Source organism: Aquabacter spiritensis (assembly GCF_004346185.1).
GTDB classification, from domain to species: Bacteria; Pseudomonadota; Alphaproteobacteria; order Rhizobiales; family Xanthobacteraceae; genus Aquabacter; species Aquabacter spiritensis.
This window is the reverse complement of record NZ_SMAI01000007.1, coordinates 1-26035: the sequence shown is the minus strand read 5'-3', so window position 1 is coordinate 26035 and position 26035 is coordinate 1. Positions and strand designations below refer to the sequence as shown.

Genomic DNA, 26035 nt, shown 5'->3' with positions numbered 1-26035 from the left:
GCCCCGGGCCCCCGGTGCGGGACGCCCGCGGAGGCGGTCTCAGTGCGGCAGGTCGCACTCGATGCGCACGGTGAACTCGCGCGCGAGATCGGCGAGGGCGGGACCCTCCAGCGGCGTCGACCGCAGCTTCATGTTGGGCTCGACCCCGTTCGCCTCCAGGAAGGTGATGGCGGCCGAGGACTTGATGGCGAAATTGGCGTTTTGCGGCGGCGGCCCCTGGCCGCTCTTCTCGTCCTGCGTCGGCAGCAGGACCGAGACCACCACCGCCATGACATTGCCGTTCTGGTCGAGCACCGGCCCGCCGCTATTGCCCGGCTGGACCGGGGCGGAAAACTGCAGGCGGCTGGTGTCGTCGCCGACCCCCGCCATGCCGCTCACGGCGCCGGTGGTGAAATTGCCGGTCGAGGCGAGACGCTGGGTCAGCGGGAAGCCGTAGATGAAGACCGATTGGCCGATCCGGGCGCGCGGCACGAAGGCCGGAAGCTCCCGCGTGCGCAGCGACACCTGGAGCAGAGCGAGGTCGTTGGTCGGATCCACCGAGACCAGGCGCGCGGGAACCGGCGGGGCGCCGGGACGGACCGCTTCCAGCACCTTGCACTTTTCCACGACGTGATGGTTGGTGAGGATGTAGCCGCTCCAGGAGACGAAGAAGCCTGTCCCGGTGCTGCTCTTGGGCGTGTTCAGCTCGGCCATCAGCTTGGAATAGTTGGACTGGCACTTGATGACATGGGCGAGCGCGGAGGGCGAGGCGGTGAGCGGAAGCTTCGCGATCGTCTTGTTGTCGAGGAGAAACTCGATCGATTCGGAGCGGGCCAGCGCCCCCCATCATCTCGTCCTTGAGGTCGGTGACGAGGAAGCCCTTCTCGTCATTGCCGCGCACCACCCCGATCGCCTTGCCGCGCCAGCCGACCTGGGCCGGCGTCGCGATCCGCATGTCATAGGCGCGGCCGGGCTGGATCTGGTCCCAGGCCGGATTGGTGAGGACGATGAAGCCGCGCTCCTGCGCACCGCCGAGGCCCAGCCAGAGCAGCGTGTCGTCATCATAGCTCGCGCCCGCGAAGCAGCCGCGGAGCGCGCTGCTGAGGCCGATCGCCCAGCCGTCCACATCCCCGATGACCTCATCCACCGTGATCGCCGGCGGCTTTGCCGCGGCGGCGGGCGCTGCGGGCGCGGCCGCGGCCGTCTGCCCGAACAGAACCGCCGCGACGAATGCCGGCCCGCAGCGGCGCAGCGCGCCGCACAGTCGCGATCCTCGAACGTTGTTCATTCCGTCTCCTTTCGGCGGCCGGCTTCCCGGGCATCGAACCATTTTTCGGGGACACGGGCATGAAAGCCGGTTCCTCGGGTATTCCGGTCGGCGCGGAAAACGCGCGCGGCCATGGCTTCCGCGTACTGGAAATCAAGTCGAATAAGAGATCAAGACGCCTCGCGTGCCGGTGCTGGAAAACCACCGGTACAATAGCCGGCGATGAAGTGGAGGGCGGCGATGTCAAAGCGGTAAATCGCAGCGACGCGCCCACCCGATCCGGACGGCATTCCTGTGCGTGAAGGGTTGCAACGCGCGGCGACTCCAATTTAATGTTTGGCGTTCATTGTTAGGGGGGGGCTATGCAGAAGAAGCCGGACTCTAAGGTAGAACCTTCGCGCCGTGATCTGATCTCGTCGGGTGCGGCACTTTTCGGGGCCAGCCTTCTTCCGAAGGCGGCGCAGGCGGAAGGGACCGTCGCGGCCTCGCCGATCAAGGCGCCGGACGCGCCGCCCGGCGGTTACAACATTCTTTTTATTCTGGTTGACCAGGAGCATTTCTTCGAAAGCTGGCCTTTTCCGGTGCCGGGCCGGGAATGGATCAAGAAGAACGGGATCACCTTCACCAACCATCAGGGCGCGTCCTGCGTGTGCTCGCCGGCGCGCTCGACCCTTTATACCGGCCTGCACATTCCCCACACCGGAATTTTCGACAATGCCAATTCCCTCTGGCAGGCCGACATGTCTACCGACGTGAAGACCATCGGCCATCGCATATCGCAGCTCGGCTACCACGCCGCATACCAGGGCAAATGGCATCTGTCCGTCAATCTCGACCAGGTGAGCGCGGCGATCGACGCGCCGTTTCTTGAATACCGCAAGATTATCGAGAGCTACGGTTTCGATGACTTCTTCGGCGTCGGCGACATCAACGACACCACACTCGGCGGTTATAATTACGACGACACCACGACGGCGTTCGTGACGCGCTGGTTCCGCACCAAGGCGCTGGACCTCGCACAAGAGGGCAAGCCCTGGTACCTGGCGGTCAATTTCGTGAACCCGCACGACGTCATGTTCATCAATTCCGACCTGCCCGGCCAGACCGTGCAGGGCAAGAGAACGGCGATGCCCATCGCCCGCCCGCCCGGCAACGATCTCTACAAGGCGACCTGGGACGAGGTGCCGCTGCCCAGCACGCGGACGCAGGCATGGTCGGCCCCCGGACGGCCGAAGGCGCATCAGATCTATCAGGAAGTGATGGACGTGCTGGTCGGCCAATGGCCCGACGAAGACCGCCGCTGGCGGGTGCTGCAGAACTATTATTTCAATTGCATCCGCGATTGCGACCGCCAGGTGTCCCGTGTGCTGGATTCGCTCCGGGAGAACGGTTTCGACAAGAACACGATCATCGTCTTCACCGCCGATCACGGCGAGCTGGGCGGCCACCATCAGATGCGCGGCAAGGGCAATTGCACCTATCGCCAGCAGGTTCATCTGCCGCTGATGATCGTTCATCCGGCCTATCCGGGCGGGATAACCTGCGATGCGGTGACGTCACAGGTGGACCTCACCCCGACCCTGCTGGCACTGACGGGGGCGAGCCCCGAAAAACTGAAGACGGTCGGGGCCGGCCTTGTCGGGCGTGATTTCTCCCCCCTCATGACCAATCCGAAGGCGGCGGCCGTCGACACGCTCAGGCCGGCCTCGCTGTTCTGCTACGACATGCTGTCCTACCAGGACGCCAAGTGGGCCACGCAATTCGACGTCTATATGGACGATAAGAAGATCCCGCTCGCAGGGAAATTGGTGGAGCTGCAGAAAAACGACCCAAATTTCAAAAATCGCTGCAGCATCCGAAGCGTGTTCGACGGGCGCTACCGCTTCAGCCGGTATTTCTCTCCGGTCGGGTTCAATACGCCGACCACTTATGAGAACCTGATCGCCAACAACGATCTCGAACTCTACGATCTCGAGAGCGATCCGGATGAAACGGTGAACCTTGCGATGGACGCAAAGACCAATGGCGATCTGATCATGTCCATGAACGCCAAGATGAACGGACGGATTGCCGAGGAAGTGGGCGTCGACAATGGTGCCTTCCTGCCGATCCGCAACGGGAAATGGTATTTCCCGCCGGCGAGCGAACGCGGCTAGCGCCCGATCCGATCAGATTGAAGCCATCTGGTCAGTGGCTTGGTCTCTGCATTGTCGATTGCACGCGCGATCCCATCGTGCGTGCGATCCGATCGACATCGCTTCGCTCTTTTACGCGCACAGGGGCGTTCCACCTGATCGAACCGGGCGGTCCGGCGTCATCCCGTAGGGGAGGCGCGCAGGTCATGCCGCCGGGCGGCCTGTCTGAGGCTTCTGCCTGGCTAAATATGTTACAAAATTATCTTGTCTATGGAATTTTCGTCACATATAATCCTTCCAAGATAGGGAGGCGCTTATGTACACTCAGGCCCTCAACGCCAATGCGGAGGCCGGGGAGCGGACGCTGGAGGATGCGGGGCTCGCGGCCCGGTTCCAGGAGCGGATCGACGCCGAAGAGCGGATCGAGCCGAACGACTGGATGCCCGCCGCCTATCGCAAGACCCTGACCCGGCAGATCTCCCAGCACGCCCATTCGGAAATCGTCGGCATGCTGCCGGAAGGCAATTGGATCACCCGCGCGCCCTCGCTGCGGCGCAAGGCGGCGCTCCTCGCCAAGGTGCAGGACGAGTGCGGCCACGGCCTCTATCTCTACGCCGCCGCCGAGACGCTCGGCGCCTCGCGCGAAGAGCTGGTCGACCAGATGCTGTCCGGCAAGGCGAAATATTCCTCCATCTTCAATTATCCCACCCTCACCTGGGCGGATATCGGCGCGATCGGCTGGCTGGTCGACGGCGCGGCGATCATGAACCAGATCCCGCTCTGCCGCTGCTCCTATGGCCCCTATGCGCGCGCCATGATCCGCGTGTGCAAGGAGGAATCCTTCCACCAGCGCCAGGGCTACGAAATCATGGTGACGCTGGCGAAGGGCATGGCGGAGCAGAAGGAGATGGCGCAGGACGCGCTGAACCGCTGGTGGTGGCCCTGCCTCATGATGTTCGGCCCGCCGGATGCCGCGAGCGAGCATTCCGACGCCTCCACCCGCTGGAAGATCAAGCGCTTCTCGAACGACGAGCTGCGCCAGAAATTCGTCGATGCCACCGTGCCCCAGGCGCATTATCTCGGCCTGACCCTGCCGGATCCGGACCTCGTCTTCGACGAAGCGACCGGGCACTGGAGGTACGGCGCCATCGACTGGGAGGAGTTCAAGCAGGTGCTGGCCGGCAACGGCCCCTGCAACCGCGATCGGCTGGCCGCCCGCCGCAAGGCGCATGACGACGGCGCCTGGGTGCGCGAGGCGGCGCAAGCCTTCGCCGAGAAGCGCCGCGCCGCCAAACACGCCGCGCAGGCGGCCTGAGGAGGATCAGATGGCCACGCCCCCGACCCCGCTCTGGGAAGTCTTCATCCGTTCGCGCAACGGCCTCGCCCACAAGCATGTCGGCTCGCTGCACGCTGCCGACGCGACCCTCGCCCTCCAGGCGGCGCGCGACCTCTATACCCGGCGCGGCGAAGGGCTCTCGATCTGGGTGGTTCCCTCGAACGCCATCACCGCCTCGGATCCCGCCGACAAGGGCATGATGTTCGAACCCGCCGAGAGCAAGATCTACCGCCACCCGACCTTCTACGAAGTTCCGGACGAAGTCGGCCACATGTGAGCGGCCCGCGCCCCGCTCCCGCGAGCGAGGTGAGGGACGGGGCCGGTGGACGGCCATGGCACAGGGCGCGGCGTCATCGCCCGGTCCGGCCGCCCCGGCACGCCGGGTGAAACAGAATTCGAACGAGGAAACACCATGGCCGAAGGGTCGATCAAAGTCGCGGAGACGCCGCTCGTCCGCTATCTGCTGCGCCGTGCCGACGACGCGCTGATCCTCGGCCATCGCCTGTCCGAATGGTGCGGCCACGCGCCGATGATGGAAGAGGACATGGCGCTCGCCAATATGGGGCTCGACCTCATCGGCCAGGCGCGCACGCTCTACACCTATGCCGCCGAGGTCGAGGCCGCGGGCCATGACGAGGACGCCTATGCCTATCGCCGCGACGTGCGCGGCTACGGCAATCTGCTCCTGGTCGAGCAGCCGAACGGCGATTTCGCCCGGACCATGGTGCGCCAATTCTTCTATTCCGCCTTCATGGATCCCTATTGGCGCGCGCTGATGGCCTCGCCCGACGCGACTCTCGCCGCCATCGCCGCCAAAGCGGAGAAGGAAAGCGCCTATCATCTGCGCCATTCCGCCGAATGGGTGATCCGTCTCGGCGACGGCACCGATGAAAGCCATCGCCGCGCTGCGGAGGCGGTGGCGCATCTGTGGGCCTTCACCGGCGAGATGTTCGAGGCCGATGCCGGCGAGCGGGCCTTGATCGCGGACGGCGTCGTGCCCGATCCCGAGAGTTTGCGCGCCCCCTGGCGCGCCGCCATCGCCGACGTGCTGGCGCAGGCGACGCTCGCCGTGCCCGAAGGCGGCTGGATGCAGAAGGGCGGGCGCTCCGGCGCCCATTCCGAGCATCTCGGTCATCTCCTGAGCGACCTGCAATATATGCAGCGTGCCTTCCCCGGGGCGCGCTGGTGAGCAATCCGGCGCCGCCCCTCGTTGCGGCGCCCGGCGCCGCCGTGCCGGGCGCCGGCGCGCCCGAGGATGCCGGGGCGCTGGAAGATCGCGTCCGCGAGATTGCCGGGGGGGTGGTGGATCCGGAAATCCCGGTCCTGACCATCGCCGATCTCGGCGTGCTGCGCGCGGTAAGGGTCGGCGGGGGGAGGGTCGAGGTCGACATTACCCCGACCTATTCCGGCTGTCCGGCCATGAACATGATCGCGCTGGAAATCGAACTGGCGCTGGACAAGGCCGGGTTCGGCCCGGTCAGCGTCAAGACCGTCTTGTCCCCCGCCTGGACCACCGACTGGATGACCGAGGACGGCCGCGCGAAGCTGCGCGCCTACGGCATCGCCCCGCCCGCCAAAGGCGGCGGCCGGCGTGCTCTGTTCGGCGAGGACACGGTCGCCTGTCCCCATTGCGGGGCGACCGACACGGCCGAGATCGCCGCGTTCGGGTCGACCTCCTGCAAGTCGCTGTGGCAGTGCCGCGCCTGCCGCGAGCCGTTCGACTATTTCAAATGCCATTGAAGGGGGACGCCATGCCCGCCGAGACCGCCGCCGCCGATATCCCCGCCGAGACTCCGCCCTTCGCCGGCCCGCCCTCGGCGGACACCGCGCCGAATCCGGGTGCGCCCAAGGGCGCGCCGCGCTTCCATGCCTTGCGGGTGCGCGAGGTGACGCGCGAGACCGGAGACGCGGTGTCGATCGCCTTCGATGTGCCGCCCGACCTCGCCGATGCCTATGCCTTCGCGCCGGGCCAGTATCTGACGCTGCGCGCGACGCTCGACGGCGCGGATGTGCGGCGCTCCTATTCGATCTGTTCCGGGCCTGACGACGGCGAATTGCGGATCGCGGTGAAGAAGGTCGAGAGCGGCCTGTTCTCGGCCTGGGCCAACAGCGCGGTGAAGGCCGGCGACGTGCTGGAGGTGATGACCCCCACCGGGCGGTTCGGCCTCGGCGAGGGCTTCGGCGACGGCCGGATGCATGTCGGCTTCGCCGACGGCCGGCTGCATGTCGGCTTCGCGGCGGGATCCGGCATCACGCCGATCCTCTCGATCGTGCGCGGCGTCCTGGCGCGCGAGCCGGCGAGCCGCTTCTTCCTGTTCTACGGCAACCGGTCCACGACCGACATCCTGTTCCGCGGCCAGCTCGAGGAGCTGAAGGACCGCTTCATGGACCGGCTCTCCGTGTTCCACGTCCTGTCCAAGGAGGAGCAGGATGTGCCGGTGCTCAACGGCCGGCTCGACGGCGCGAAGGTCCGCCTTCTGCTCACCGCCATGGTTCCCGCCGCGGCGGTCGACCACGCCTTCGTGTGCGGTCCGGAGGGCATGATCGACGAGCTGGAAGGGGTGCTGAAGGCGCTCGGCCTGCCGGAGGAGCGCATCCATGCCGAGCGCTTCGTTTCGGCGCTGGGCGGGGCGCCCCGGCCGAAGCCCGCGGTGCGGGCGGACGCGCCGCCGGCCCATGTCGCCGCCCTGATCGTCGACGGCAAGCGCCGTGAGGTCCCGGTGGCGGAGGGCGAGGCGATCCTCGACGCCGCCTTGCGCGCGGGCCTCGATCTCCCGTTCGCCTGCAAAGGCGGCATGTGCTCCACCTGCCGCGCCAAAGTGGTGGAAGGCGCGGCGGAGATGGACGTCAATTATTCGCTGGAGCCGTGGGAGCTGAAGGCCGGTTTCGTGCTCACCTGCCAGGCCCATCCCACCACCGCGCGGGTGGTCATCGATTTCGATCAGATGTGAACGCGCACCCCCGCCGCCGGCGGGGGCGCTGCGGGGCTGCGCGCCGCGCTTGCGCGGCGGTGCCTCTGCGCCACGCCGTATGCGGGGTGTCCCGAAACACGAAAAATCCGCGCAGCATCGCCACGCGGACCTCGGCAACAGGATCGGCTCTCAAACTGGGTTCCGCCGCACGTCGCGGCGTCCGCCTCTGCAGGCGGCCGCGCCCCGGCGGTCCGGATCGCTCAGCGCGGCGGGCGCGGCTTGGTCGGGATCAGACCTTCGCGCTGGGCGCGCTTGCGGGCCAGCTTGCGGGCGCGGCGCACGGCCTCGGCCTCTTCGCGGGCCCGCTTCTCGGACGGCTTCTCGTAATGGCCACGCAGCTTCATCTCGCGGAAGATCCCCTCGCGCTGCATCTTCTTCTTGAGCGCCTTGAGGGCCTGATCGACATTGTTGTCGCGGACGAGAACTTGCACGTGTTGCCTCTTCGAGCTGTTGCGCCGATCTAACTTCGCACTGACTTGAAACGGATCCGGAGGGGCGGGGCGTGCTTTCGCACCCGAAGCCTCGTCCGGAAGGAGCGCTCTCTTATCAGACCCGGTGGAGCTTGTCCACATGCCGGCCGGAGGTCCGCGAGGCCCCTCAGGCGCGTCGTTTTCCGGCGATCAGCGCCATCGCGGCGGCGAACGCGGCCTCGATGTCGAGGTCGGTGGTGTCGAGCCGCAGCGCGTCGGGCGCCTGCAGGAGCGGCGCGGCGGCGCGGCCGGAATCGCGGGCGTCCCGGGTGCGGATGTCGGCCAGGACCGCGTCATAGGTCGCCGGCGCGCCGCGCCCCAGGAGCTCGTTCAGGCGGCGCCGCGCCCGCACTTCGGGGGTGGCGGTGACGAACAGCTTCGCCGCCGCGTCCGGGCAGATCACCGTGCCGATGTCGCGGCCGTCCAGGACCGCGCCGCCGGGCTGGGCCGCGAAGCGACGCTGCAGGTCCATGAGCGCCGCGCGCACGCCGGGCCGCGCCGCGACGACGGAGGCGGCCGCGCCGATTTCCGCGCTGCGCAGCGCCTCGGCATCGAGGCCCGTGACTTCCAGCGCCCGCGCCGCGGCGATGCTCGCCGCCTCGTCGTCGAGCCCGCCCGCGGCGAGGCAGCGCGCGGCGACGGCGCGGTAGAGCAGGCCGGTGTCGAGATGCGGCACGCCGAAGGCGGCGGCGATGCGCCGGGCGAGCGTGCCTTTGCCCGAGGCCGCCGGCCCGTCGATCGCGATCACCCCCGCGCTCATGCGATGTCCGCGCCGAGGCCGCGCATCATCGGCAGGAAGGCCGGGAAGGAGGTGGCGATGAAGGCGGTGTCGTCGACGCGCACGCCGTCCCGGCTGGCGAGGCCGAGGACCAGAAAGGCCATCGCGATGCGGTGGTCCATATGGGTCGCGACCGGGCCGCCGCCGCGCACCGGGCCGCCCTCGACCAGAAGATCGTCGCCCTCGACGGCGTGGCGGACGCCGCAGGCGGCGAGGCCGTCGGCCACGGCGGCGAGGCGGTCGCTCTCCTTGACGCGCAATTCCGCGAGGCCGTGCATGATCGTCGTCCCCTCGGCGCAGGCGGCGGCGGCGGCGAGCACCGGATATTCGTCGATCATGGCCGGAGCGCGCTCCGCCGGCACCACGACGCCGCGCAGGGCCGAATGCCGCACCCGCAGGTCGGCGACGGTTTCGCCCCCCTCGGTGCGCTGGTCCAAAATCTCGATGCGCGCGCCCATCTCGATGAGGGTGGTGACGAGGCCGATGCGCAGCGGGTTCATCATCATGTCGGCGATGACGATGTCCGAGCCGGGCACGATCAGGGCCGCGACCAGAGGGAAGGCGGCGGAGGAGGGATCCGAGGGCACCACGACCGGCGCGCCGCGCAGCACGGGCCGGCCGGCGAGGGTGATTTCGCGGCCGTGGGCGCCAAAAGGCGCGACTGCGATCTCGGCGCCGAAATGCCGAAGCATCGCCTCGGTATGGTCGCGCGTCGCCTCGCGCTCGCGCACCAGGGTCGTGCCGCGCGCGGCAAGGCCGGCGAGCAGCACGGCGGACTTCACCTGTGCCGAAGGCACCGGGGTCTCGTAGCTGAAGGCGGCGAGATCGGCGAGGCCTTGCAGCCGCAGCGGCAGGCGCCCGCCTTCGGCGGTCTCCAGCACCGCGACGCCCATCTGCGTCAAAGGATCGAGCACCCGGCGCATCGGCCGTTTGCGCAGGCTGGCATCGCCGTCGAACGTCGCGGCGATCGGATTGCCGGCGACCGCGCCCATCATCAGCCGCGCGCCGGTGCCGGAATTGCCGAAATCGAGCGGTGCCGCCGGCGCGCGGAAACCACCGACGCCGACGCCGCGCACCCGCCAGGCGCCGTTGCCGGTGCGCTCGACCACGGCGCCGAGCTGGGCGCAGGCCTTCGCGGTGTTGAGCACGTCCTCGCCCTCGAGCAGGCCGGTGATGGCGGTCTCGCCATGGGCCAGCGCGCCGAGGATCAGGGCGCGGTGCGATACCGATTTGTCACCGGGCGCGCGCACCCGCCCGGACAGCGCCGGGGAGACGCGCGCGGTGGCCGGGGAAGGGGCGCCGCCGCCATGCGGGCCAGGGGGCGGGATCGGCATCGGGGCGCTGGACATGAGCGGCCTTCGCAACGTCTCGGGGAGGGAATGCGCCTGCCTCTATCATGGGCCGGCGGAAATGACCAAGGCACCCACGCCGATTCGGCTTGACACGGCCATGGGCATTGGCCAATTGAGCACCCTCCTTTTCGCAGCCACCGAAGGGTCTTGCCGTGGCGAAGCCTGAACTCGGCACTAAGCGGGTCTGCCCGGTGACGGGCCGAAAATTCTACGATCTCAACAAGGACCCGGTGGTTTCGCCTTATACCGGCGAAAGCTATCCGCGCTCCTTCTTCGAGCCTGTCGCCCGCGCCGGATCGCGCAGCGAGGCCCGTGTGGTACCGGCTCCGGTGGAGGCGGATGCCGACGAGACGCCGGACGTCGAGGTGATCAGCCTGGAGGAAGCCGACGAAGAAACCGCCGGCCCCACTCCGGTGGTCGCCGATGACGATATCGACGTCGACGAAGACCTCGCCGCCGATGGCGACGACGACGACGACACTTTCCTCGAAGAAGACGAGGATGATGGGGACGACGTATCCGATTTGATCGGAGAAGGCCTCGAAGACGACGAAGAGGCTTGATGACCGGAGCGGCCTGTGCTTAAAGGCCGCTCTCGCCCGGGCAGCCCCCGGGCAGATCCCTTCCGCGGGACTTCCCGAGACGCACGCAGGTGCGTCCATCCCGCGGGCCGGTGGGGCCATAGCTCAGTTGGGAGAGCGCTTGAATGGCATTCAAGAGGTCGGCGGTTCGATTCCGCCTGGCTCCACCAAATTTAAACCCCGACAGATCGGTTCGATGCCGCGCCGCGGCGTGACGGCACCGCCATCGGGCGAATCACCCGCACGACTGTTCGACCGCACGGTCTTCATCGGGGGCGCACATCCGGCGTGACCGCGCAAAAGCCGCCGCTCAAAGCGCAGGGCGGGCGGCGGGCGGGGATGCCTGAGCCACCGGCAAACGGGTGAAATGACGTTCCAGCCGGTCGATCTCGTCGCCGAGATGCGCAAGGCCCCAGAGGCGGCCGCAGGCGAACACCGGCAGCGTGCGCCCGATCGCGACGCAGGTGGCGAAATGCGCCGGCCCGCAGCCCAGCGGCCCGGCATAGCCGGGGCGCTGGCTGTTGGCGATCAGGGCCGCGATGGCATGAGCGGGGGCCAGCGGCGCGGGACCGTCGGGCGCCGGCTCCTCCAGGAGATAGAGCGCGGCGAGGCGATGGGGCGCATGCGGCGCCGGATTGCGCGCGGGCACATGAAACTTATCCGCCCCGTGCAGCACCGGTTCGAATCGCTCCGCGGCGAGGCCCGCGAATGCGACCGACGTGTCCCACAGCTTCAGACGCGGGATCGCCGTCCAGCACACCGGACCTTCCGCCCCCGCCTCCACCCCCAGGAGATCGTCGGCGATCACGGGATAGCCGCGCTCGGCGAGCAGATGCGCGAGCGTCGACTTGCCGGCGCCGGAGCGCCCGGCGAAGGCGATCACCCCGCACGGGGCGAGGACCGCGCTGGCATGCAGCGGCAGCAGACCCCTCTTATAGAGCAGGGCCGCCATGACGCTGCCGAGCAGATAGGCGCGAATGTCGGTCGGCGGCGCCTGCGGAACGCTCTCCACCTCGATGCGCGCATCGCCGAGGATGCGGAAGCGGGCGAGGTCGGCGATCGTCAGATCGAACAGGTCGGGCGTCGCGGCGAGGCCGGACGGCAGCGCGCCGTCGAAGGTCGGCGCATGCCGGATTGCGATTCGCGGCCGGCCGGCCTCCGCCCCGGCGCAGAGCTCGGGCAGGGCGATGTCGGAGCCGAAGCTCAGGCCGAAGGCGCGATAATCCATGCCGTCTCGCATCGCGCGACCGGGATTGTGCGGACGCGGTTTGAACGAGCGGCACTTTCAAGTCGGGTGCGGCCATTTGCAAGCGGCCGCGCACGCCCCTTCCCCAAATGGTTGTATCGTTCCGCGGCCCGGGTATCCCCTACAGAACCCGCTCGGTCGAAATGCCGCGGCAATCCATCTCATATTCCAGCCCCGCCACCGGCGGCCGGTTGAAATGCCAGGTCAGGCCGCCGCGTGCCGCGCCGCGCGCGACGATCTCGTCGGCGAGGAAGGGGTAGAGGTCGTGCACGGTATAGACCTGCGCCGCCGTGGTGTCGGCCCAGCCGAAGCCGAGCGCGGCCATCCGGCGCTCCATTTCGCCGAGCACGTAGCGCGCCTTTTCGCGCAGCGCGTCGGGACCGGTCTCGCCATAGCGCACGGTCGCCTCGCGATAGGTGGCGAGACCCTCGCGCGCCTCGCCCGAGCCGGCGACCTGGAAGGACGGCGCGGCGTCCGCATCGGCGACCGTATAGGTGAAGGCGTAGAAGGACGGCACCGGCGGGGGATCGATTTCGGGGCAGACATTGCTGCGGGCGACCGGGTTGGTGGCGCCGTCCAGCAGGCCCCAGTGATCGAGCGTACCGGCATAGACGCGGTTGAAGGCGAGGAAGCCGTCTTCCGTGAACGGCGCGGGCGAGCGCAGCTCGCAGGCGGCGAAGGCGGTCAGAGGCCGGCCGAGCGCAGACAGATGCGCCGCGATCGCGGCAAAGCCGGCTTCGAGCGGCAGCGGCGTGCGGAACCGGGCGCGCTCCAGCCGGAAGCCCGGCGCGGCGGCGACGCCGCCGGAATATTGGAACACGGCCGGGATGAAGCGATAGCCGCCGGGCGAAAAGTCTTGTGTGGACACGTGTCAGGCGCTCCTGGGATGGGATCGGGCGGCAGCTTCGACCGCGTCGACGATGGCGTGGTAGCCCGTGCAGCGGCAATAATTGCCGGACAGGGCGTCGCGGATCTCGCTGCGGTCGGGCCCGCCGCCGGCATCGAGAAATTCGGCGGCGGTGAGCAGCATGCCGGGGGTGCAGAAGCCGCATTGCAGGCCGGCGCGGGTGACGAATTCGGCGCGCAGCGCATCGAGCCGGCCGCTGGCGGTGGCGCCTTCGATGGTCTCGATCTCGGCGCCGTCCGCCTGCGCCGCCAGCAGCAGGCAGCCGCGCACGCACCGCCCGTCGAGCACGATGGTGCAGGCGCCGCAGACGCCGTGCTCGCAGCCGACATGCGACCCTGTCAGCCCGAGGCCGTGGCGCAGGAAATCCACCAGCGATTGCCGCACCGGAACCCGCGCCGCGACCGTCTCGCCATTGACGCGGCAGGAGATGTCGACGCTGTCTTTCGTGTCGAGGCTGTCGGGCATGCCGGTGCGCGCGCTCATGCGGGGGCTCCGAGCGCGGCGGCGGCGCGGGTCAGAAGGGTGCCGAGCACCTGCCGGCGATAGGCGGCGGGATAGTCCCCACCGCCGAGCAGATCGAGGTCGGCGAGGGTGGCCACCGCCGCGTCCGATCCACGCGCGGTCAGCGCCGCCTCGGCCGCCGCGAGCCGCAGGGGGCGTTCGGCGACGCCGAACGCGACCAGACGCGCGGCTGGAGCCCCGGTTGCGCAAAATCCGGCGGCGAGCCCGGCAATGGCGAAATCGCCCTGGCGCCGGGCGACTTCCAGGCAGGTCCAGCGCCAATTCGGGTCGGCGGGGGGAAAGCGCACTGCGGCGATCATCTCGTCCTCGGCGAGCGCGGTCTCGTAGATGCCGCGAAAGAAGGCTTCCGCGCCGATCCGGCGGGTCCCGCGCGGCGAGACGAGGTCCAGCTCGGCATCGAGCGCGACCGCGCAGGCCGGCAGTTCGGCGGCCGGATCGGCGAGCGCCAGCGATCCGCAGACCGTGCCGCGGTTGCGGATTCCGGAATGGGCGATCAAAGGCAGCGCCGCCGCGAGCAGAGGATGGCCGCGCCCGGCCGCGCAATGCCGCAGCAGATCGGCATGGCGCACCAGCGGGCCGAGGGTCAGGCCGTCCGCATCCTGCCGCAGCACGGCGCCGTCGGCGATCCGGTTGATGTCGACGAGGAGCGCGGGCTGGGCGAGGCGGAAATTCAGCATGGGCATCAGGCTCTGGCCGCCGGCCAGGATGCGCGCCGCGCCGGGCTCCGCGCCGAGCAGCGCGACCGCTTCGGCGAGCGTGCCGGGACGGGCATAAGCGAAGGGGGCGGGCTTCATGCCGCCTGCCTCCGGGCGAGGGCGTCGAGCACCAGGACCGGCGTGACCGGAAGTTCGGCGATCGCCGTGCCGAACGGGGCGAGGGCGTCGTTCACCGCATTCAGCACCGCCGCCGCCGCGGCGCAGGTGCCGGCCTCGCCCGCGCCTTTGGCGCCGAGCACGGAGCCGGAATAAGGCGTCTCGACATGCGCCACCGCGATGTCCGGCATCTCCGCCGCCATGGGGAGGAGATAGTCCGCCAGCGTGCCGGTCAGAAGCTGGCCCTCGCCGTCATAGCGGCACGCCTCATAGAGCGCGGCGCCGATGCCCTGGACGACGCCGCCCCGGATCTGCGCGTCCACCAGGAGCGGGTTGAGGATGCGCCCGCAATCCTCCACCACCCAATGGCGGCGGCAGGCGACGAGGCCGGTGCCGGGATCGATCTCGACCAAGGCCGCCTGGATGCCGTTGGTCGGCACGGCGCGGTCCTGGGCGCGGCCGTGCTGGTGTGCGACGGCGAGCTGCGGCAGCCGTCCGCCGGGAAATTCGTGGCCCCGGAACAGCGCCGCCTGGGCGAGGGCCGCGAGCGTCAGGCGGGGGGCACCGGACGCGTCGACGATCGCGCCGTCCGCGAGGTCGAGCGTCTCGGGCTGCGCCTGGAGCAGCGCCGCCGCGCCTGCGAGGATGGCGGCGCGCAGCCGCGCGGCGGCCCCGAGCGCCGCCTCGGCCCCGATCGCGGCCCCGCGCGAGGACCAGGCGCCGCCGCCGTGCGGCGCGCTGCGGGTGTCGCCGGTGGCGATGCGCACCTGGTCGGCGGGCAGCGCCAGCGCGTCCGCCACCACCCGCGCGAGGGTCCCGGCAATGCCCTGGCCGATTTCGCTGACGCTCGCTTCGCCCTTCACCGTGCCGTCCGGCTCCAAAGCGAGCGTGACGCTGTCCATCGCCGCGACAGCCACCCCGCCCGCGCCATAGGCCTCGCTGCCCGAGGCGGTGAGCTCGACGAAGGCGGCAAATCCCAGTCCCGGCAGGCGCCCGCGCGCCCGCGCGTCCGCCATGTCGCGCCGCACCGCGTCGCGGTCCATCAGCGCTTCGAGCCGGGCGTGGCAGGCGGCGTGGGACAGGTCGATCAGCCGCACGCCGGCCGGATTGGTGAACGGCAAGGCTGCGCCGGGCGTGTAGTTGCGCGCCCGGAACGCGAGCGGATCCTCGCCGCGCGTCCGCGCCGCCTGGTCCACCAGCGCCTCGGTGACGGTGCAGGCGATGGGATGGCCGACCGAGCGGTATTGGCCGATCAGGCTCTTGTTCTGGAACACCGCCTGCATCCGGGCGCGGAACGCCGCCATGGCGTAGGGCGCGCCGATGGTGCGCACCGCCGAGACCGTCTCCATGGTGGAGGAGCGCGGGAACACGGTATAGGCGCCGAGCCCGTGGCGGTCGGCGACGTCGAAGGCGGTGATGCGCCCCGCCGCGTCGAGCGCCATGCGCGCATCGACCACATGCTCGCGGGCATGCACGTCCGCCGCCATGGATTCCAGCCGGTCGGCGATGAACTTGACCGGGCGGCCGAGGAGACGGGCGGCGGCGCAGACCGCCACTTCGTCGGCATAGACGTGCATCTTGATGCCGAAGCCGCCGCCGACATCGGGGGCGATCACGCGCACCCGGGTCATCGGCAGGCCGAGCAGATCGGCGAGATAGACCTGCAACTGGTGCGGCTGCTGGTGCGAGATCCGCACGTCGAGCTGGCCTGAGGCGCGGTCGAAGGCGGCGATCAACCCGCGCGGCTCGAGCGTCACGCCGGTATGGCGGGTGAAGCGGAAGGTCTGCGCCACCACCAGCGCCGCGTCGCGGAACGCGCCGTCGACATCGCCGCCGGAAATCTCGCCCGCCCAGCACAGATTGTCGGGGAGGTCGGGATGCGCCTTGGGCGCGCCGGGATCGAGCGCGGTCGCGGCATCGGCGGCGGCGGGAAGCGGGGCATAGTCGATTGCGATCGCCTCCAGCGCATCCTCGGCCAGCGCGCGGCTCGCGGCGAGCACCAAGGCGACCGGTTCGCCCTGATAGGCGACGCGCCGGTCGGCGAGCGGCGGCTGGGGCGGGCTGACGAGGCCGGGAAAGCCGGCATGGCGGGTCTGGAGCGGCGTCACGACGCCCGCGAGGTCGTCCCAGAACAGCACCGCCGCGACGCCCGGCAAAGCGCGCGCGGCCGTCGCGTCGTGTCCCAGGATCGCCGCGTGCGGGTGCGGGCTGCGCAGGAAGGCGGCGTGGAGCTGGCGCGGCAGATCGACATCGTCGACATAGGCGCCGGCGCCCGATGCCAGGCGCGCGGCTTCCGGGCGGGGCGCGGGCTGTCCGATCAGGCGGGGCGGCCGGACGGCCGTCATCCGGCGAGCCCGCCCATATAGGCTTCGCGGATCGCCGGATCGTCGGCCAGCGCGGCCGCGGGACCGGAGAGGGTGACGCGGCCGCGGTCCAGAACGAAGGCGCGGTCGGCGAGTTCGAGCGCGTTCATCACGTCCTGCTCGACCAGGAGCACGGCGACGCCCTCGGCATTGACGCGCCGCAGGCCGTCGGCGAGCAAATCCACCATGCGCGGGGCGAGGCCGAGCGACAATTCGTCGATCATCAGCAGGCTCGGCCGGGCCATCAGGCCACGGCCCACCGCGCACATCTGCTGCTCGCCGCCGGACAGCGTGCCGGCATCCTGTTTCTGGCGTTCGGCAAGGCGCGGGAACAAAGCGTAGACCTTCTCCAGATCCTCGGCGATGCCGGCTTTGTCGGGCCGGAGATAGGCGCCCATCAGCAGATTGTCGCGCACGCTCATGGCGCCGAACAGGCGGCGGCCCTCCGGGACGTGGGCGACGCCGGCCGCGACCATGCGCGCCGGGGTGGCGCCGGTGAGATCCGCGCCGTCGACCGCGATCCGTCCCGCGCTCACCGGGACCAGCGCGGAGATGGCGCGCATCAGCGTCGTCTTGCCGGCCCCGTTCGAGCCGACAATGCACACCATTTCGCCCGGCTTCACGTCGAGCGTGACGTCCCACAGCACCTGCACGTCGCCATAGCCGGCCTGGAGCTGCGTCACCGAAAGCTTGGGCGCGTCCATCATGCGCCCTCCGCCGGCCGCGCCCCGGCAAGGCGTGCGGCATATTTTTCGCCGAGATAGGCTTCGATCACGCCGCGGTCGGCCAGCACCTCGCGCGGCGTTCCCACCGCGATCAGCGCGCCGTGATGGAGGACCGCGAGGCGGGTCGAGACCGAGACCACCACCTTCATCAGATGCTCGATGACGAGGATGGTGACGCCGCGCTCCGCGATCCTGCGGATCATCGCCAGCGCCTCGTCCACCTCGGACGAATTGAGGCCGGCATTGACCTCGTCCAGCATCAGGAAGCGGGGATTCATGGCGAGGCCCTTGGCGAGTTCCAGCCGCTTGCGCTGCGCGAGCGTGAGCGTCGAGGCGGGCTTGTCGGCGATCTGCGCGAGGCCGGTGAAGGCGAGATGCTCGCGCGAGAGGCGCAGGCCCTCCTTCAGCGAGGGGGCCGCGCCGGCGAACACCGCACCGGCCGCAACATTTTCCAGCACGCTCATGCGCGGGAAGGGCTGGACGATCTGGAAGGTGCGGGCGAGGCCCTTGCGGGCGATGCGGTAGGGCTTCAGCCGGGTGATGTCCTCGCCCTGGAGCAGGACCCGGCCGGCGGTCGCGGGATGCACCCCCGTCACCACATTGATCAGCGTCGTCTTGCCGGCGCCGTTGGGGCCGATGAGGCCCAGGATCTCCCCGGCCTCGACCGACAGGGTGACAGTGTCCAAGGCGGCAAGGCCGCCGAAGCGGCGCGACACGCCTTCGAGCGCGAGCAAAGCGGTCATGGCTTCGGCCCCGCGGGGCGCAGCCGCGCCAGTCCGGACCGGACGAGCGCGAGCAGACCGTTCGGCATGAACAGGACCAGCACCACGATGATCCCCCCGAGCATCGCCGCATGGATGGTGAGGAAGGAGCGCCAGACCAGTTCCTCGAAAGCGATGAGCAGGAAGGCGCCGATGATCGGGCCGAATACGGTGCCGATGCCGCCGAGCAGCACCATGACCAGCGGCTTCACCGCCAGCAGGATGTCGAACACGTCGGGCGGCTCGATATAATGCACCCAGGAGGCGTAGATCGCCCCGGCCATGCCGGCGAACACCGCCGAGAGGCAGAAGGCGGCGGTCTTGTAGCCATAGGCATTGACGCCGAGAATGTTCGCCGCGTCCTCGTTCTGCTGGATGCAGCGCAGGCCGAAGCCGAGGCGCGAGCGCTGGACGATGATGGCCGCCGCCGTGGTCAGCGCGGCGAGCGCGAGCATGGAAAAATAGAAGGTCTGCGCGGCGGCGGCGACCGAGAGCTTCGGCACCGGCAGGTTCATGCCCATGCCGCCACCTGTCAGATCGGGCGTCGTATTGACGACTTCGCGCAGCACTTCGCCGACCGCAAGACTGGCGATCGCGAAGTAATGCCCCTTCAGATGCAGGATCGCGCCGCCGATCAGCGCGGCGAACAGGCAGGCCATGCCGCCCGCCGCAGTCCAGGCGAGGCCGGTCGGCGCGCCATAGGAGAGCAGCACCGCCGAGGTATAGGCGCCGAGCCCGAAGAAGGCGGCGGTGGCGAAGGAGGGATAGCCGGCGAGCCCGCCGATGAAGTTCCACGACTGCGCCAGCACCGCATACATGGCGACGATGGTGCCGAGCCGCAGGACATAATTGTCCCCGGCGAGCGGCAGCAGGCTGCAGGCCAGGGCGAGAAGGAGGAGAAGCAGCCAGTCCCTCATTCGTACCCCCTCTTGCCGAGGATCCCGCTCGGCCGCACGAACAGCAGCACCAGCAGGATAGAGAAGGACAGGGTGATGGCGTGCTCCGGCCCCAGCCAATAGGCGCCGAAGCTTTCGATCAGCCCGAGCGCCACCCCGCCCACCATGGCGCCGGGCACGCTGCCGAGCCCGCCGAGCACGCACACCACGAACGCCTTGCCGAGGAACAGCGAGGAATTGAGCGGCGAGATCGGATAGATGATCGAGAGCAGCGCGCCGGCCGCCCCCGCCATGAAGGCGCCGAGGCCGAAGGTGATGGCGTTGATGCGCTTGACGTCGACCCCCATCAGCGCCGCCGCCTCGCGATCCATGCGCACCGCGATGATGGCGCGGCCGATGCGGCTGTCGCGCAGCACCCGGTAGAGCAAGGCGGTCAGGAGGAAGGCGAGCACCATGGCCGCCACCCGGTCGCCCGGCAGGAAGATCGGGCCGAGTTCCAGCGAGCCGAGCGGGTGCGCGAGATTGACCTTGCGGTAATCCGCGCTGAAGGCGAGCAGCATCGCATTGTTGAGGATCAGGTCGAGGCCGAAGGTGAGGATCAGGGTGATCAGGACCGGCGCGGCGATCACCCGGTTCACCAGGCCCGCTTGGACCACATAGCCGAGCGCGAACAGGGCGGCGCCGGCGATGCCGGCGGACAGGAAGGGGTGGATGCCGAAATAGGCATAGGCGAAGAACGCCACGTAGGAGCCGAGCACGATGAACGAGCCGTGCAGCAGATTGATCACATTGAGCACGCCCCAGACCAGCGAGAAGCCCACCGCGATCGCGGCATAGAGCCCTCCCAGGACCAGGCCGTTGGCAAGCACCTGAAGATAGATCATGGGGTGCCGATTTCCTGAAAGCGCGGGGGCGCGGTCGATGCCGCCGCGCCGGAACGGGGCCGGAACGGTTGCGCCGGACGGACAGGCCCGGCGATGTCGGGCGACGGCCGCCGGAGGGCGCGGTGCGCGCGGCGGCCGTCCGATGCCGGTCTATTTGCCGAAGATGAAGTCGGCCTGCTTTACCGCGGCCGGGAACACCACGACCGGCTTGCCGCCCTGGATCTGGAACACCGGCGGCTCGAGCGAGGTGATCTGGCCGGTCGGGCCGAACTTGACCGGGCCGTAGAAGGTGACGAGGTCCATCGCGGCGAGCGCGTCGCGCACCTTGGCGGGATCGAGCGTGCCGGCCTTCTCGATCGCGAGCTGAAGGATCGCGCCGGCCGCCGCCGCGGAGGCCTCGGCATAATCGGGCACGACATTGTACTTCTTCTCGAAGGCCGCGTTGAACGCTTCCGTCGTGCCGAACAGGTCGACGCCCTTGTAGCGCACCGCCGGATGCCACCAGGAGGCGCTCGAGACGTTCTCCGCCAGCGGACCGGTCGCCTCGGTGAATTCCTTATAGGCCGGGCCGGCGATCATGGTCAGGACCTTCGGGCTCACGCCCTGGTCGGCCATCTGCTTGCGGATCAGGATCAGGTCGTTGATGTAGCCGGTGGCGAACACCCAGTCCGGCTTGGCGCCGCGCATCTGGGTGATGGCGGAGGCGTGGTCCATCGTGCCGATGGCGTAGCGCTCCATCATCACCACTTCGAGGCCCTTCGCCTTGGCGGCGGCCTGCATGAGATTGGCGAGCGACAGCGTGAGCAGATCGTTGCGGGCGAGGATCGCGACGCGCTTCACCGCGGGATCGCCCTTGGAGACGATCTCGGTCAGGGGATCGATCAGGGTCTCGTTGGGCGTGAAGGTGCCGAACAGGAATTTGTAGCCCTGGTCGTAGACTTCGCGCGAGGAGGCGGTCGCGGCGATGGTCGGGATGCCGTATCGCTCCGACACGCCGCTCGCCGCCTTGGCCGCGCCCGAGCCGAACGGCGCGAACAGGAAGTTGGCCTTGTCCTCGGTGATCAGCCGCTCGGCCACCTGGACCGCGCGCGGCGTGTTCGAGGCATAATCGACATAGACGATCTCGACCTTGTAGGGCTTGCCGCCGACCTTGATGCCGCCGGCGGCATTGGCGGTCTCGGCCCAGAGATTGTAGCCGCGCTGCTGCTTTAGCCCTTCCGGCGACAGCGCGCCGGTGAGCGGCAGCGGCGCGCCGACCTTGATGACGTCCTGGGCACGGACGGCGGACGTGGAGGCGAACAGGCCGAGCGCGAGCGCAGCGGCGAAAACGGTGCGGACGGCTTGCATGGCGCGTCTCTCCTCTGAAGGTGGGAAAAGAGTGAGGGCAGGTCTGCGTTGCGACAAGCGCTAATTTCAGCCTAAGCTGTTCGCAAAATGGCAACGCAGGGCGCGCCCTTGTCCGCGGGCCGCCTCGCGCCATCCGGATGCCGCCATGTCGTCCCTGAACCAGGTCCGCTATTTTCTCGAGGTCGCGCGCGCCGCCTCGATCCGCGAGGCGAGCGAGCGGCTCAACATCGCGCCGTCGGCGCTGAGCCGGCAGATCCAGACTCTCGAAGCGAGCCTCGGCATGCCGCTGTTCGAGCGTCGGCCGCGCGGCATGGTCCTGACCCCGGCCGGCGAGGTCTATTCCCGCTATGCCCAGGCGATCGCGCTCGAATCCGACCGGGTGCGCACCGAGCTCGAGGAGCTGCGCGGGCTGCGGCGCGGCCGGGTGCGGGTCTACACCGTCGAGGGGATCGTCGCCGACATGCTGACGCGGCTGATCGGCGAATTCCACGAGAAGCTGCCCGGCATCAGCTTCCGTTTGGTCACGACCGGCACCGACGACGTGGTGGCGGCGGTGCGCGAGGGGTTGGCGGACATCGGCATCTCGTTCAATGCGCAGCCGGATACGGCGGTGCGGTTCGTGCGGCGCTTCTCGGACCCTCTGGTCGCCCTGGTCCATCCCGCCCATCCGCTCGCCGACCGGGGCGCGGTGCGGTTCCGCGAAATCCTGCCCTTTCGGCTCGGCGTGCCCGAGCCGGGCTTCGGCATCCGCCGGCTGATCGACGATGAATGCCGGCGGCTCGGCGTGTCGATCCTGCCGGCGCTCGAAACCAATTCGATCGAGGCGCTGCGCGGCTTCGCCCGCTCGGGCGCCGGGGTGACGCTGATGTCGAGCCAATCGAGCACGCGCGAACTGGCGCAGGGGCTGGTCTGCAAGGTCGGGCTCCAGGAGCCCGCTTTGCTGCGCTCGACGCTCGATGTCGGGGTGCTCGCCGGCCGCCGTCTGCCGAACGCGGCGAGCGAGTTCCTCGCCGCCCTCGACCGCATTTTTTCGGGGCATGGGGGATAGAGGAATTGGACAGGGACCGGGTCCGTGGCCTTTTTCTGGCCGCGGCGCGGGCATAGATCCTGGCGTAGTCAGCATAGCCGCGGGATGTAGAAGCCTGCTATCGTGCGGCTTTGGCGTCTCTCGGGGGCGGGACGGACATGGGGACGGCTTTCGCGCGCGTTCGGCGAGCCCTGTCGGAGCGGGGCGGGTTTCGCACGCGTGCAATTCTCATCGCATGTGCGCTCGCGCCGCTGGTCCTGTTCGGCATCCTCTCCTGGCTGGATTACGACACGACGCTGCGCCGGGCGCGGCAGGACGCGATGGCGAACGCCTATACGCTCGCCGAGCATGCCGACCAGGTGTTCGGCGCCGTCGACGTCGCCCTGTTGCAGATCGAATTCGCGCTCACCGACCGGCTGCTCACCGAGATCCGCACGGATGGCGAGCTGCACCGCATGCTTTCGGGCATCAACCGTCGTCTGTCGGCGCTGGAATCGGTCTTTGTCGTCGACGGCGCGGGGAGCATCGCGGCGTCGAGCCGGGCCTTCCCGATGCCGCCCTACGATGTCCAGAGCCGCGAATATTTCGTCGCCGGCAAGAACGGGCATGACGGCCTGTTCTTTTCGGTCCCGTTTCGCGGCCAGTTCTCGCGCTCGATCGCGTTCACCGCAAGCCGGCCTCTGCAGCGGGACGGCGCGTTCCACGGCCTGCTCGGCGTCACCATCTTTCCGGAATATTTCCATTCGCTCTATCGTGGCGCCTTCCTTCCGGACACCCATGCGGTCGCCGCTCTCATGCGGCGCGACGGAACCCTGATCTTCAAGTCGCCGGAACCCCGGACGGGATCGGACAATGCCACCGCCGATCCCGCCCTCGTGGCGCTCGCCGCGGGGCAGAATTCGGGCCTGGTCGAGGGCAGGGGCATGCTCGATGCACGGCCGAGCATCACCGCGTTCCGGGCGCTGCCCAATGTGCCGCTGGTCATGGTCTATGCGGTGAGCGAGGCCGATGTGCTTGCGGGGTGGCGGGTGCGGTTCGCTGGCTATGGTGTCGCCGCGGCCTGTGCCGGCGTCCTGTTCACCATCGGTGGCGCCTTGATCCTGGCCCGACCGGCCATACCGGGTGGTCCGCCGCAGGAAATGCGCGGCGTGGCCGAGCGGGCCCGGACGGAGGGCGAGCCGGCGAGCCGCACCGAGCGCGGCGCGGACACCGTGCTCTCGACCGTCATCGCCGCGCTCGGCCTCGCCCGACGGCTGGTGCCGGACGACGCGCCGCCCGCCGCCGGGGCGCCGGACGCGCGTCTGCGGGAAGCGCTGGAAGGCGCAGTCCACGGCGTCTTTACGGTACAACGGCTGATCGTGGGCACCCGCTCGCGCGCCGCCGATGCCCGCATCGTCAATGTGAACAGTGCCCTGGACAGCCTGCGCAAGTTGTTGCTCGGCACGATGTGGCCGGCCATCGAAGTGATCGAGGGACATGCCGAGCGCTCGCTGGACGTCTTCGTCGACCCGGCGCGGTTCGATCTCGCACTGCTGGATCTCGCGCTCGGTCTCAACGAGGCGGCGCCCGGCGGCGGCCATCTCCGCGTCGAGGCGACCCGCCGGGCCGTGCGCAACGGCGAGCCGCAGGGGATCGCGCCCGGCGACTATGTGGCCATCGCGTTCTGGCGCGATGCGGGGGAGCGGGCCACGGGGGAGAGCGGCATCCGGATCGAGACCCGGTTGCGTCTGGTCGCGCAGTTCGCCACACAGAGCGACGGCGTGATGACCCGGCAAGAGCGCGCGGGCGCCGTGATCGGCGCCACGCTCTGGCTTCCGGCCGCTTTGGTCCGCCGCGCGCCGCGCAAATCGTGAGGTCCCGATGCCGATGTCCCGTCCGATCGCGTCTTTGCTCCTCGTCCTCCTCGCCGGAGGCGTCGCCGAGGCCGCCGCGCCCCGGCCGAAATGCCTGGCGGCGCCCGGTCTCCAGGTGGTTTATGCGGAGCGGGCGGACAGCGTCGGCAGCACCATCCTGGTGCAGAGTCTGAAGCCGGGGGAAACCCGGCCGTGCGGGTTCCAGAAGCGGGCCGGGGACTATGCGGTGGGCGGGCCGGACGATGCCGATTACGTGCTCGGCCTCGCCGGGAGCATCCTGGTGCTCGACCAGGGCACAGGGCCGGACCGGACGCTCGCGCTCTACGACCTCGCCGCGCGGCGCGTCGCGCTGACGCGCGCTTACGATTCCGACGCCCCGGTGGCGATCACGCCGACCCAGATCAGCTTTGCCGGCATCGTCGGCCCGGCCACGGCCGCGACCTGTCCGGCCTTTCGCGAGTATAAGAAGAACGGCCTCGAGGCCGTCCTGGTGCGCGAGGTGACGGTGCGGCTCCCGTGCCTTGCGGAAACCGCCGCCGGCGCCCCCCGCTGCATCCCCCAGCAATAAACCGGTCCGGCGCCGGCCGGGATCAGCGCTGGGTGAAGAAGGTGAGCAGCACTTTGCCCCCTTCCCCGGCGAGGCAGAGGAAGCGGTGCACCTTGTCGGACTGGTCGCGCTGGATATAGGCCTCGCCCATGACGACCATGGTGATCTTGGTGTCCTCGACGGCGAGATCCGCCTTCGCGACCGTAATCCCGTCCATGTCGATGAAGATGTCCTCGATCGATGGCGAGCGTTGCTTGAGCAGCGAGAGCGCGCGCTGCTTGCAGGCGAGGACGAGGTCGGTCTCCGCCTTGCCGTCGGCTTCCACCTTGGCCGCCGCCGCCGCGGCGGCGGGGGAGGGCGGCGGGCTCTGTGTCGAAGGCTGCACCTGCGGCGATCCCGTCGGCGCCGGAGCGGGCGGCGCGTCCTGCTGCGGTGCGGCCGGCGCCTGCGCCGCGGGCGCGCCGGGGGCGCGCTGCGGCATCGGTGTCTGGGCAAAGGCGGGCGCGGCGGCGACGAAAAGGAGCGCGATGGCGGTGGCGGCGGAGCGGATCATGGAGCCCTCGTGGCTGTGTCTCCCTCAGCAACGCTCGCGGTCGCATTTTGTGCCAACGACGAAGCTTGCAGGCGTCAGGCTTCCGCGTCGGCCTCGTCGGAGGGCGCGATCAGCCGGTCGAGCGCCGCCATCAGCACGTCGCCGATCTCTTCGACTTCGGTGCTGGTGAGGGCCGGGTTGCACGGCAGGACGAAGCGCTGCTCGCCTTCGTCGGTCGCGACATCCAGGATGAGTGCGCTGCCGAGGCCATCGGGATGCAGGAAATTGACCCTGAGGCCGGTGAGGATTGCGGCGGGAATCTCGGCCATGGAGGGCTCCTTGGTGCGGGCGGCGCGCCCGGGCGGCGCCGTGTCGGCATCGGAAGGTGGGGCCGCCGGCCGTGCGGGGCAAGTCCGGCGGGGCAAGTCCGGCCGGACAAGTCCGCGCGGGACGGAAGCGGCGGCGCGGATGCCGGGACGCGGGCCGCGCGGCATGGAAATCGCGCAGGCGCCTCGATCCCGCCGCAATGCCGGGGCATAAGTCTGTCTCCGGCCTCGGCGCCACGCAAACGGCGACGCAGGCAACGGACGGATGTACTCCGGGTCTGTATTTGGCTGGAAACAGGAAGCCCCGCGTCAATGCGGGGCTTCAGACCGCTGACAAACCCCTGGCGCGAGCCGGGGGTTTTTGATTCATTCGGGTATGCTGAAGAAACCCGGCCCGACCCAGACCGCTCTTGAGAT

28 protein-coding genes and 1 tRNA gene are annotated in these 26035 nt (G+C 69.5%); 13 read left to right on the top strand and 16 right to left on the bottom strand.

Annotated elements, in window-relative coordinates; translation table 11 throughout:
* Nucleotides 1-39 precede the first annotated feature (39 nt).
* Complete coding sequence (locus EDC64_RS12215) at nucleotides 40-723, bottom strand: S1 family peptidase (protein WP_274594951.1); 684 nt, start codon at nucleotides 721-723, stop codon at nucleotides 40-42.
* A 28-nt stretch (nucleotides 724-751) separates the two neighbouring features.
* Here EDC64_RS12215 and EDC64_RS12210 point away from each other — a divergent pair, with 28 nt between their 5' ends.
* The 8 genes from EDC64_RS12210 (at nucleotide 752) to paaE (ending at nucleotide 7668) form a co-directional block, all read left to right on the top strand.
* On the top strand, nucleotides 752-1330 hold the full coding sequence (locus tag EDC64_RS12210) for a hypothetical protein (RefSeq protein WP_207916045.1): 579 nt from the start codon (nucleotides 752-754) through the stop codon (nucleotides 1328-1330).
* Nucleotides 1327-1548, top strand: a complete 222-nt coding sequence (locus tag EDC64_RS23520; protein ID WP_165933738.1) for a hypothetical protein — start codon at nucleotides 1327-1329, stop codon at nucleotides 1546-1548. Before EDC64_RS12210 ends, EDC64_RS23520 begins: the two co-directional genes overlap by 4 nt.
* Before the next feature lie 60 nt (nucleotides 1549-1608).
* A complete protein-coding gene (locus tag EDC64_RS12205; protein ID WP_132031672.1) occupies nucleotides 1609-3402 on the top strand; it encodes a sulfatase family protein in 1794 nt (597 codons plus the stop codon).
* A 295-nt stretch (nucleotides 3403-3697) separates the two neighbouring features.
* The gene (gene paaA / locus EDC64_RS12200) at nucleotides 3698-4696 is read left to right on the top strand and encodes a 1,2-phenylacetyl-CoA epoxidase subunit PaaA (RefSeq protein ID WP_132031670.1); all 999 of its coding nucleotides are present in this window, start codon (nucleotides 3698-3700) and stop codon (nucleotides 4694-4696) included.
* A 10-nt stretch (nucleotides 4697-4706) separates the two neighbouring features.
* Nucleotides 4707-4994, top strand: a complete 288-nt coding sequence (gene paaB, locus EDC64_RS12195; protein WP_132031668.1) for a 1,2-phenylacetyl-CoA epoxidase subunit PaaB — start codon at nucleotides 4707-4709, stop codon at nucleotides 4992-4994.
* A 135-nt stretch (nucleotides 4995-5129) separates the two neighbouring features.
* Entirely contained in the window at nucleotides 5130-5906 is a 777-nt protein-coding gene (gene paaC, locus EDC64_RS12190; protein WP_132031666.1) for a 1,2-phenylacetyl-CoA epoxidase subunit PaaC, read from the top strand.
* 77 nt (nucleotides 5907-5983) lie between these two features.
* Nucleotides 5984-6457, top strand: coding sequence for a 1,2-phenylacetyl-CoA epoxidase subunit PaaD (gene paaD / locus EDC64_RS12185; RefSeq protein WP_132032028.1), 474 nt, complete (start codon nucleotides 5984-5986; stop codon nucleotides 6455-6457).
* Between the two features lie 11 nt (nucleotides 6458-6468).
* Entirely contained in the window at nucleotides 6469-7668 is a 1200-nt protein-coding gene (paaE, locus tag EDC64_RS12180) for a 1,2-phenylacetyl-CoA epoxidase subunit PaaE (protein WP_132031664.1), read from the top strand.
* A gap of 221 nt (nucleotides 7669-7889) precedes the next feature.
* Here paaE and rpsU read toward each other — a convergent pair whose 3' ends face one another.
* The 3 genes from rpsU to aroA form a co-directional block, all read right to left on the bottom strand.
* Complete coding sequence (rpsU, locus tag EDC64_RS12175; protein WP_132031662.1) at nucleotides 7890-8120, bottom strand: 30S ribosomal protein S21; 231 nt, start codon at nucleotides 8118-8120, stop codon at nucleotides 7890-7892.
* A 166-nt stretch (nucleotides 8121-8286) separates the two neighbouring features.
* A complete protein-coding gene (gene cmk, locus EDC64_RS12170) occupies nucleotides 8287-8919 on the bottom strand; it encodes a (d)CMP kinase (RefSeq protein ID WP_132031660.1) in 633 nt (210 codons plus the stop codon).
* On the bottom strand, nucleotides 8916-10286 hold the full coding sequence (gene aroA / locus EDC64_RS12165) for a 3-phosphoshikimate 1-carboxyvinyltransferase (protein WP_132031658.1): 1371 nt from the start codon (nucleotides 10284-10286) through the stop codon (nucleotides 8916-8918). The genes cmk and aroA overlap by 4 nt, the downstream gene beginning before the upstream one ends.
* 155 nt (nucleotides 10287-10441) lie before the next feature.
* Here aroA and EDC64_RS12160 point away from each other — a divergent pair, with 155 nt between their 5' ends.
* Complete coding sequence (locus EDC64_RS12160) at nucleotides 10442-10852, top strand: TIGR02300 family protein (protein ID WP_132031656.1); 411 nt, start codon at nucleotides 10442-10444, stop codon at nucleotides 10850-10852.
* 112 nt (nucleotides 10853-10964) lie between these two features.
* A tRNA-Ala gene (locus tag EDC64_RS12155) sits at nucleotides 10965-11040 on the top strand.
* Between the two features lie 140 nt (nucleotides 11041-11180).
* Here the strand turns inward: EDC64_RS12155 and EDC64_RS12150 are convergent.
* The 10 genes from EDC64_RS12150 to EDC64_RS12105 all read right to left on the bottom strand — a co-directional run bounded on the left by EDC64_RS12150 (nucleotide 11181) and on the right by EDC64_RS12105 (nucleotide 21333).
* Nucleotides 11181-12098: a phosphoenolpyruvate carboxykinase (ATP) gene (locus tag EDC64_RS12150; RefSeq protein ID WP_132031654.1), complete on the bottom strand. Its 918-nt coding sequence runs from the start codon at nucleotides 12096-12098 to the stop codon at nucleotides 11181-11183.
* Between the two features lie 139 nt (nucleotides 12099-12237).
* The gene (gene cnbZ / locus EDC64_RS12145; protein ID WP_132031652.1) at nucleotides 12238-12984 is read right to left on the bottom strand and encodes a 2-amino-5-chloromuconate deaminase CnbZ; all 747 of its coding nucleotides are present in this window, start codon (nucleotides 12982-12984) and stop codon (nucleotides 12238-12240) included.
* Nucleotides 12985-12987: 3 nt separating this feature from the next.
* Entirely contained in the window at nucleotides 12988-13506 is a 519-nt protein-coding gene (locus EDC64_RS12140; protein WP_207916043.1) for a (2Fe-2S)-binding protein, read from the bottom strand.
* The gene (locus EDC64_RS12135; RefSeq protein WP_132031650.1) at nucleotides 13503-14339 is read right to left on the bottom strand and encodes an FAD binding domain-containing protein; all 837 of its coding nucleotides are present in this window, start codon (nucleotides 14337-14339) and stop codon (nucleotides 13503-13505) included. The genes EDC64_RS12140 and EDC64_RS12135 overlap by 4 nt, the downstream gene beginning before the upstream one ends.
* Nucleotides 14336-16702 carry a xanthine dehydrogenase family protein molybdopterin-binding subunit gene (locus EDC64_RS12130; RefSeq protein ID WP_132031648.1) on the bottom strand — a complete coding sequence of 789 codons (2367 nt, stop codon included), beginning with the start codon at nucleotides 16700-16702 and terminating at the stop codon, nucleotides 14336-14338. The genes EDC64_RS12135 and EDC64_RS12130 overlap by 4 nt, the downstream gene beginning before the upstream one ends.
* Nucleotides 16699-17424 (bottom strand): ABC transporter ATP-binding protein, encoded by a 726-nt coding sequence (locus tag EDC64_RS12125; RefSeq protein ID WP_165933753.1) that lies wholly within the window; start codon nucleotides 17422-17424, stop codon nucleotides 16699-16701. The genes EDC64_RS12130 and EDC64_RS12125 overlap by 4 nt, the downstream gene beginning before the upstream one ends.
* The gene (locus tag EDC64_RS12120) at nucleotides 17424-18188 is read right to left on the bottom strand and encodes an ABC transporter ATP-binding protein (protein WP_132031644.1); all 765 of its coding nucleotides are present in this window, start codon (nucleotides 18186-18188) and stop codon (nucleotides 17424-17426) included. Before EDC64_RS12120 ends, EDC64_RS12125 begins: the two co-directional genes overlap by 1 nt.
* Nucleotides 18185-19123 (bottom strand): branched-chain amino acid ABC transporter permease, encoded by a 939-nt coding sequence (locus EDC64_RS12115; RefSeq protein WP_132031642.1) that lies wholly within the window; start codon nucleotides 19121-19123, stop codon nucleotides 18185-18187. The genes EDC64_RS12120 and EDC64_RS12115 overlap by 4 nt, the downstream gene beginning before the upstream one ends.
* Nucleotides 19120-19986, bottom strand: a complete 867-nt coding sequence (locus EDC64_RS12110; protein WP_132031640.1) for a branched-chain amino acid ABC transporter permease — start codon at nucleotides 19984-19986, stop codon at nucleotides 19120-19122. Before EDC64_RS12110 ends, EDC64_RS12115 begins: the two co-directional genes overlap by 4 nt.
* A gap of 150 nt (nucleotides 19987-20136) precedes the next feature.
* Nucleotides 20137-21333: an amino acid ABC transporter substrate-binding protein gene (locus EDC64_RS12105; protein WP_132031638.1), complete on the bottom strand. Its 1197-nt coding sequence runs from the start codon at nucleotides 21331-21333 to the stop codon at nucleotides 20137-20139.
* A gap of 145 nt (nucleotides 21334-21478) precedes the next feature.
* Between EDC64_RS12105 and EDC64_RS12100 the strand changes: the two genes are divergently transcribed.
* From EDC64_RS12100 to EDC64_RS12090, 3 genes are all read left to right on the top strand, one after another.
* Nucleotides 21479-22381 carry a LysR family transcriptional regulator gene (locus EDC64_RS12100; protein WP_132031636.1) on the top strand — a complete coding sequence of 301 codons (903 nt, stop codon included), beginning with the start codon at nucleotides 21479-21481 and terminating at the stop codon, nucleotides 22379-22381.
* Nucleotides 22382-22518: 137 nt separating this feature from the next.
* Nucleotides 22519-24213, top strand: coding sequence for a PDC sensor domain-containing protein (locus EDC64_RS12095; protein WP_132031634.1), 1695 nt, complete (start codon nucleotides 22519-22521; stop codon nucleotides 24211-24213).
* Between the two features lie 7 nt (nucleotides 24214-24220).
* The gene (locus EDC64_RS12090; RefSeq protein WP_132031632.1) at nucleotides 24221-24781 is read left to right on the top strand and encodes a hypothetical protein; all 561 of its coding nucleotides are present in this window, start codon (nucleotides 24221-24223) and stop codon (nucleotides 24779-24781) included.
* A 22-nt stretch (nucleotides 24782-24803) separates the two neighbouring features.
* Here EDC64_RS12090 and EDC64_RS12085 read toward each other — a convergent pair whose 3' ends face one another.
* A complete protein-coding gene (locus EDC64_RS12085) occupies nucleotides 24804-25313 on the bottom strand; it encodes a hypothetical protein (RefSeq protein ID WP_132031630.1) in 510 nt (169 codons plus the stop codon).
* 74 nt (nucleotides 25314-25387) lie between these two features.
* On the bottom strand, nucleotides 25388-25621 hold the full coding sequence (locus EDC64_RS12080) for a hypothetical protein (protein ID WP_132031628.1): 234 nt from the start codon (nucleotides 25619-25621) through the stop codon (nucleotides 25388-25390).
* Nucleotides 25622-26035 lie beyond the last annotated feature (414 nt).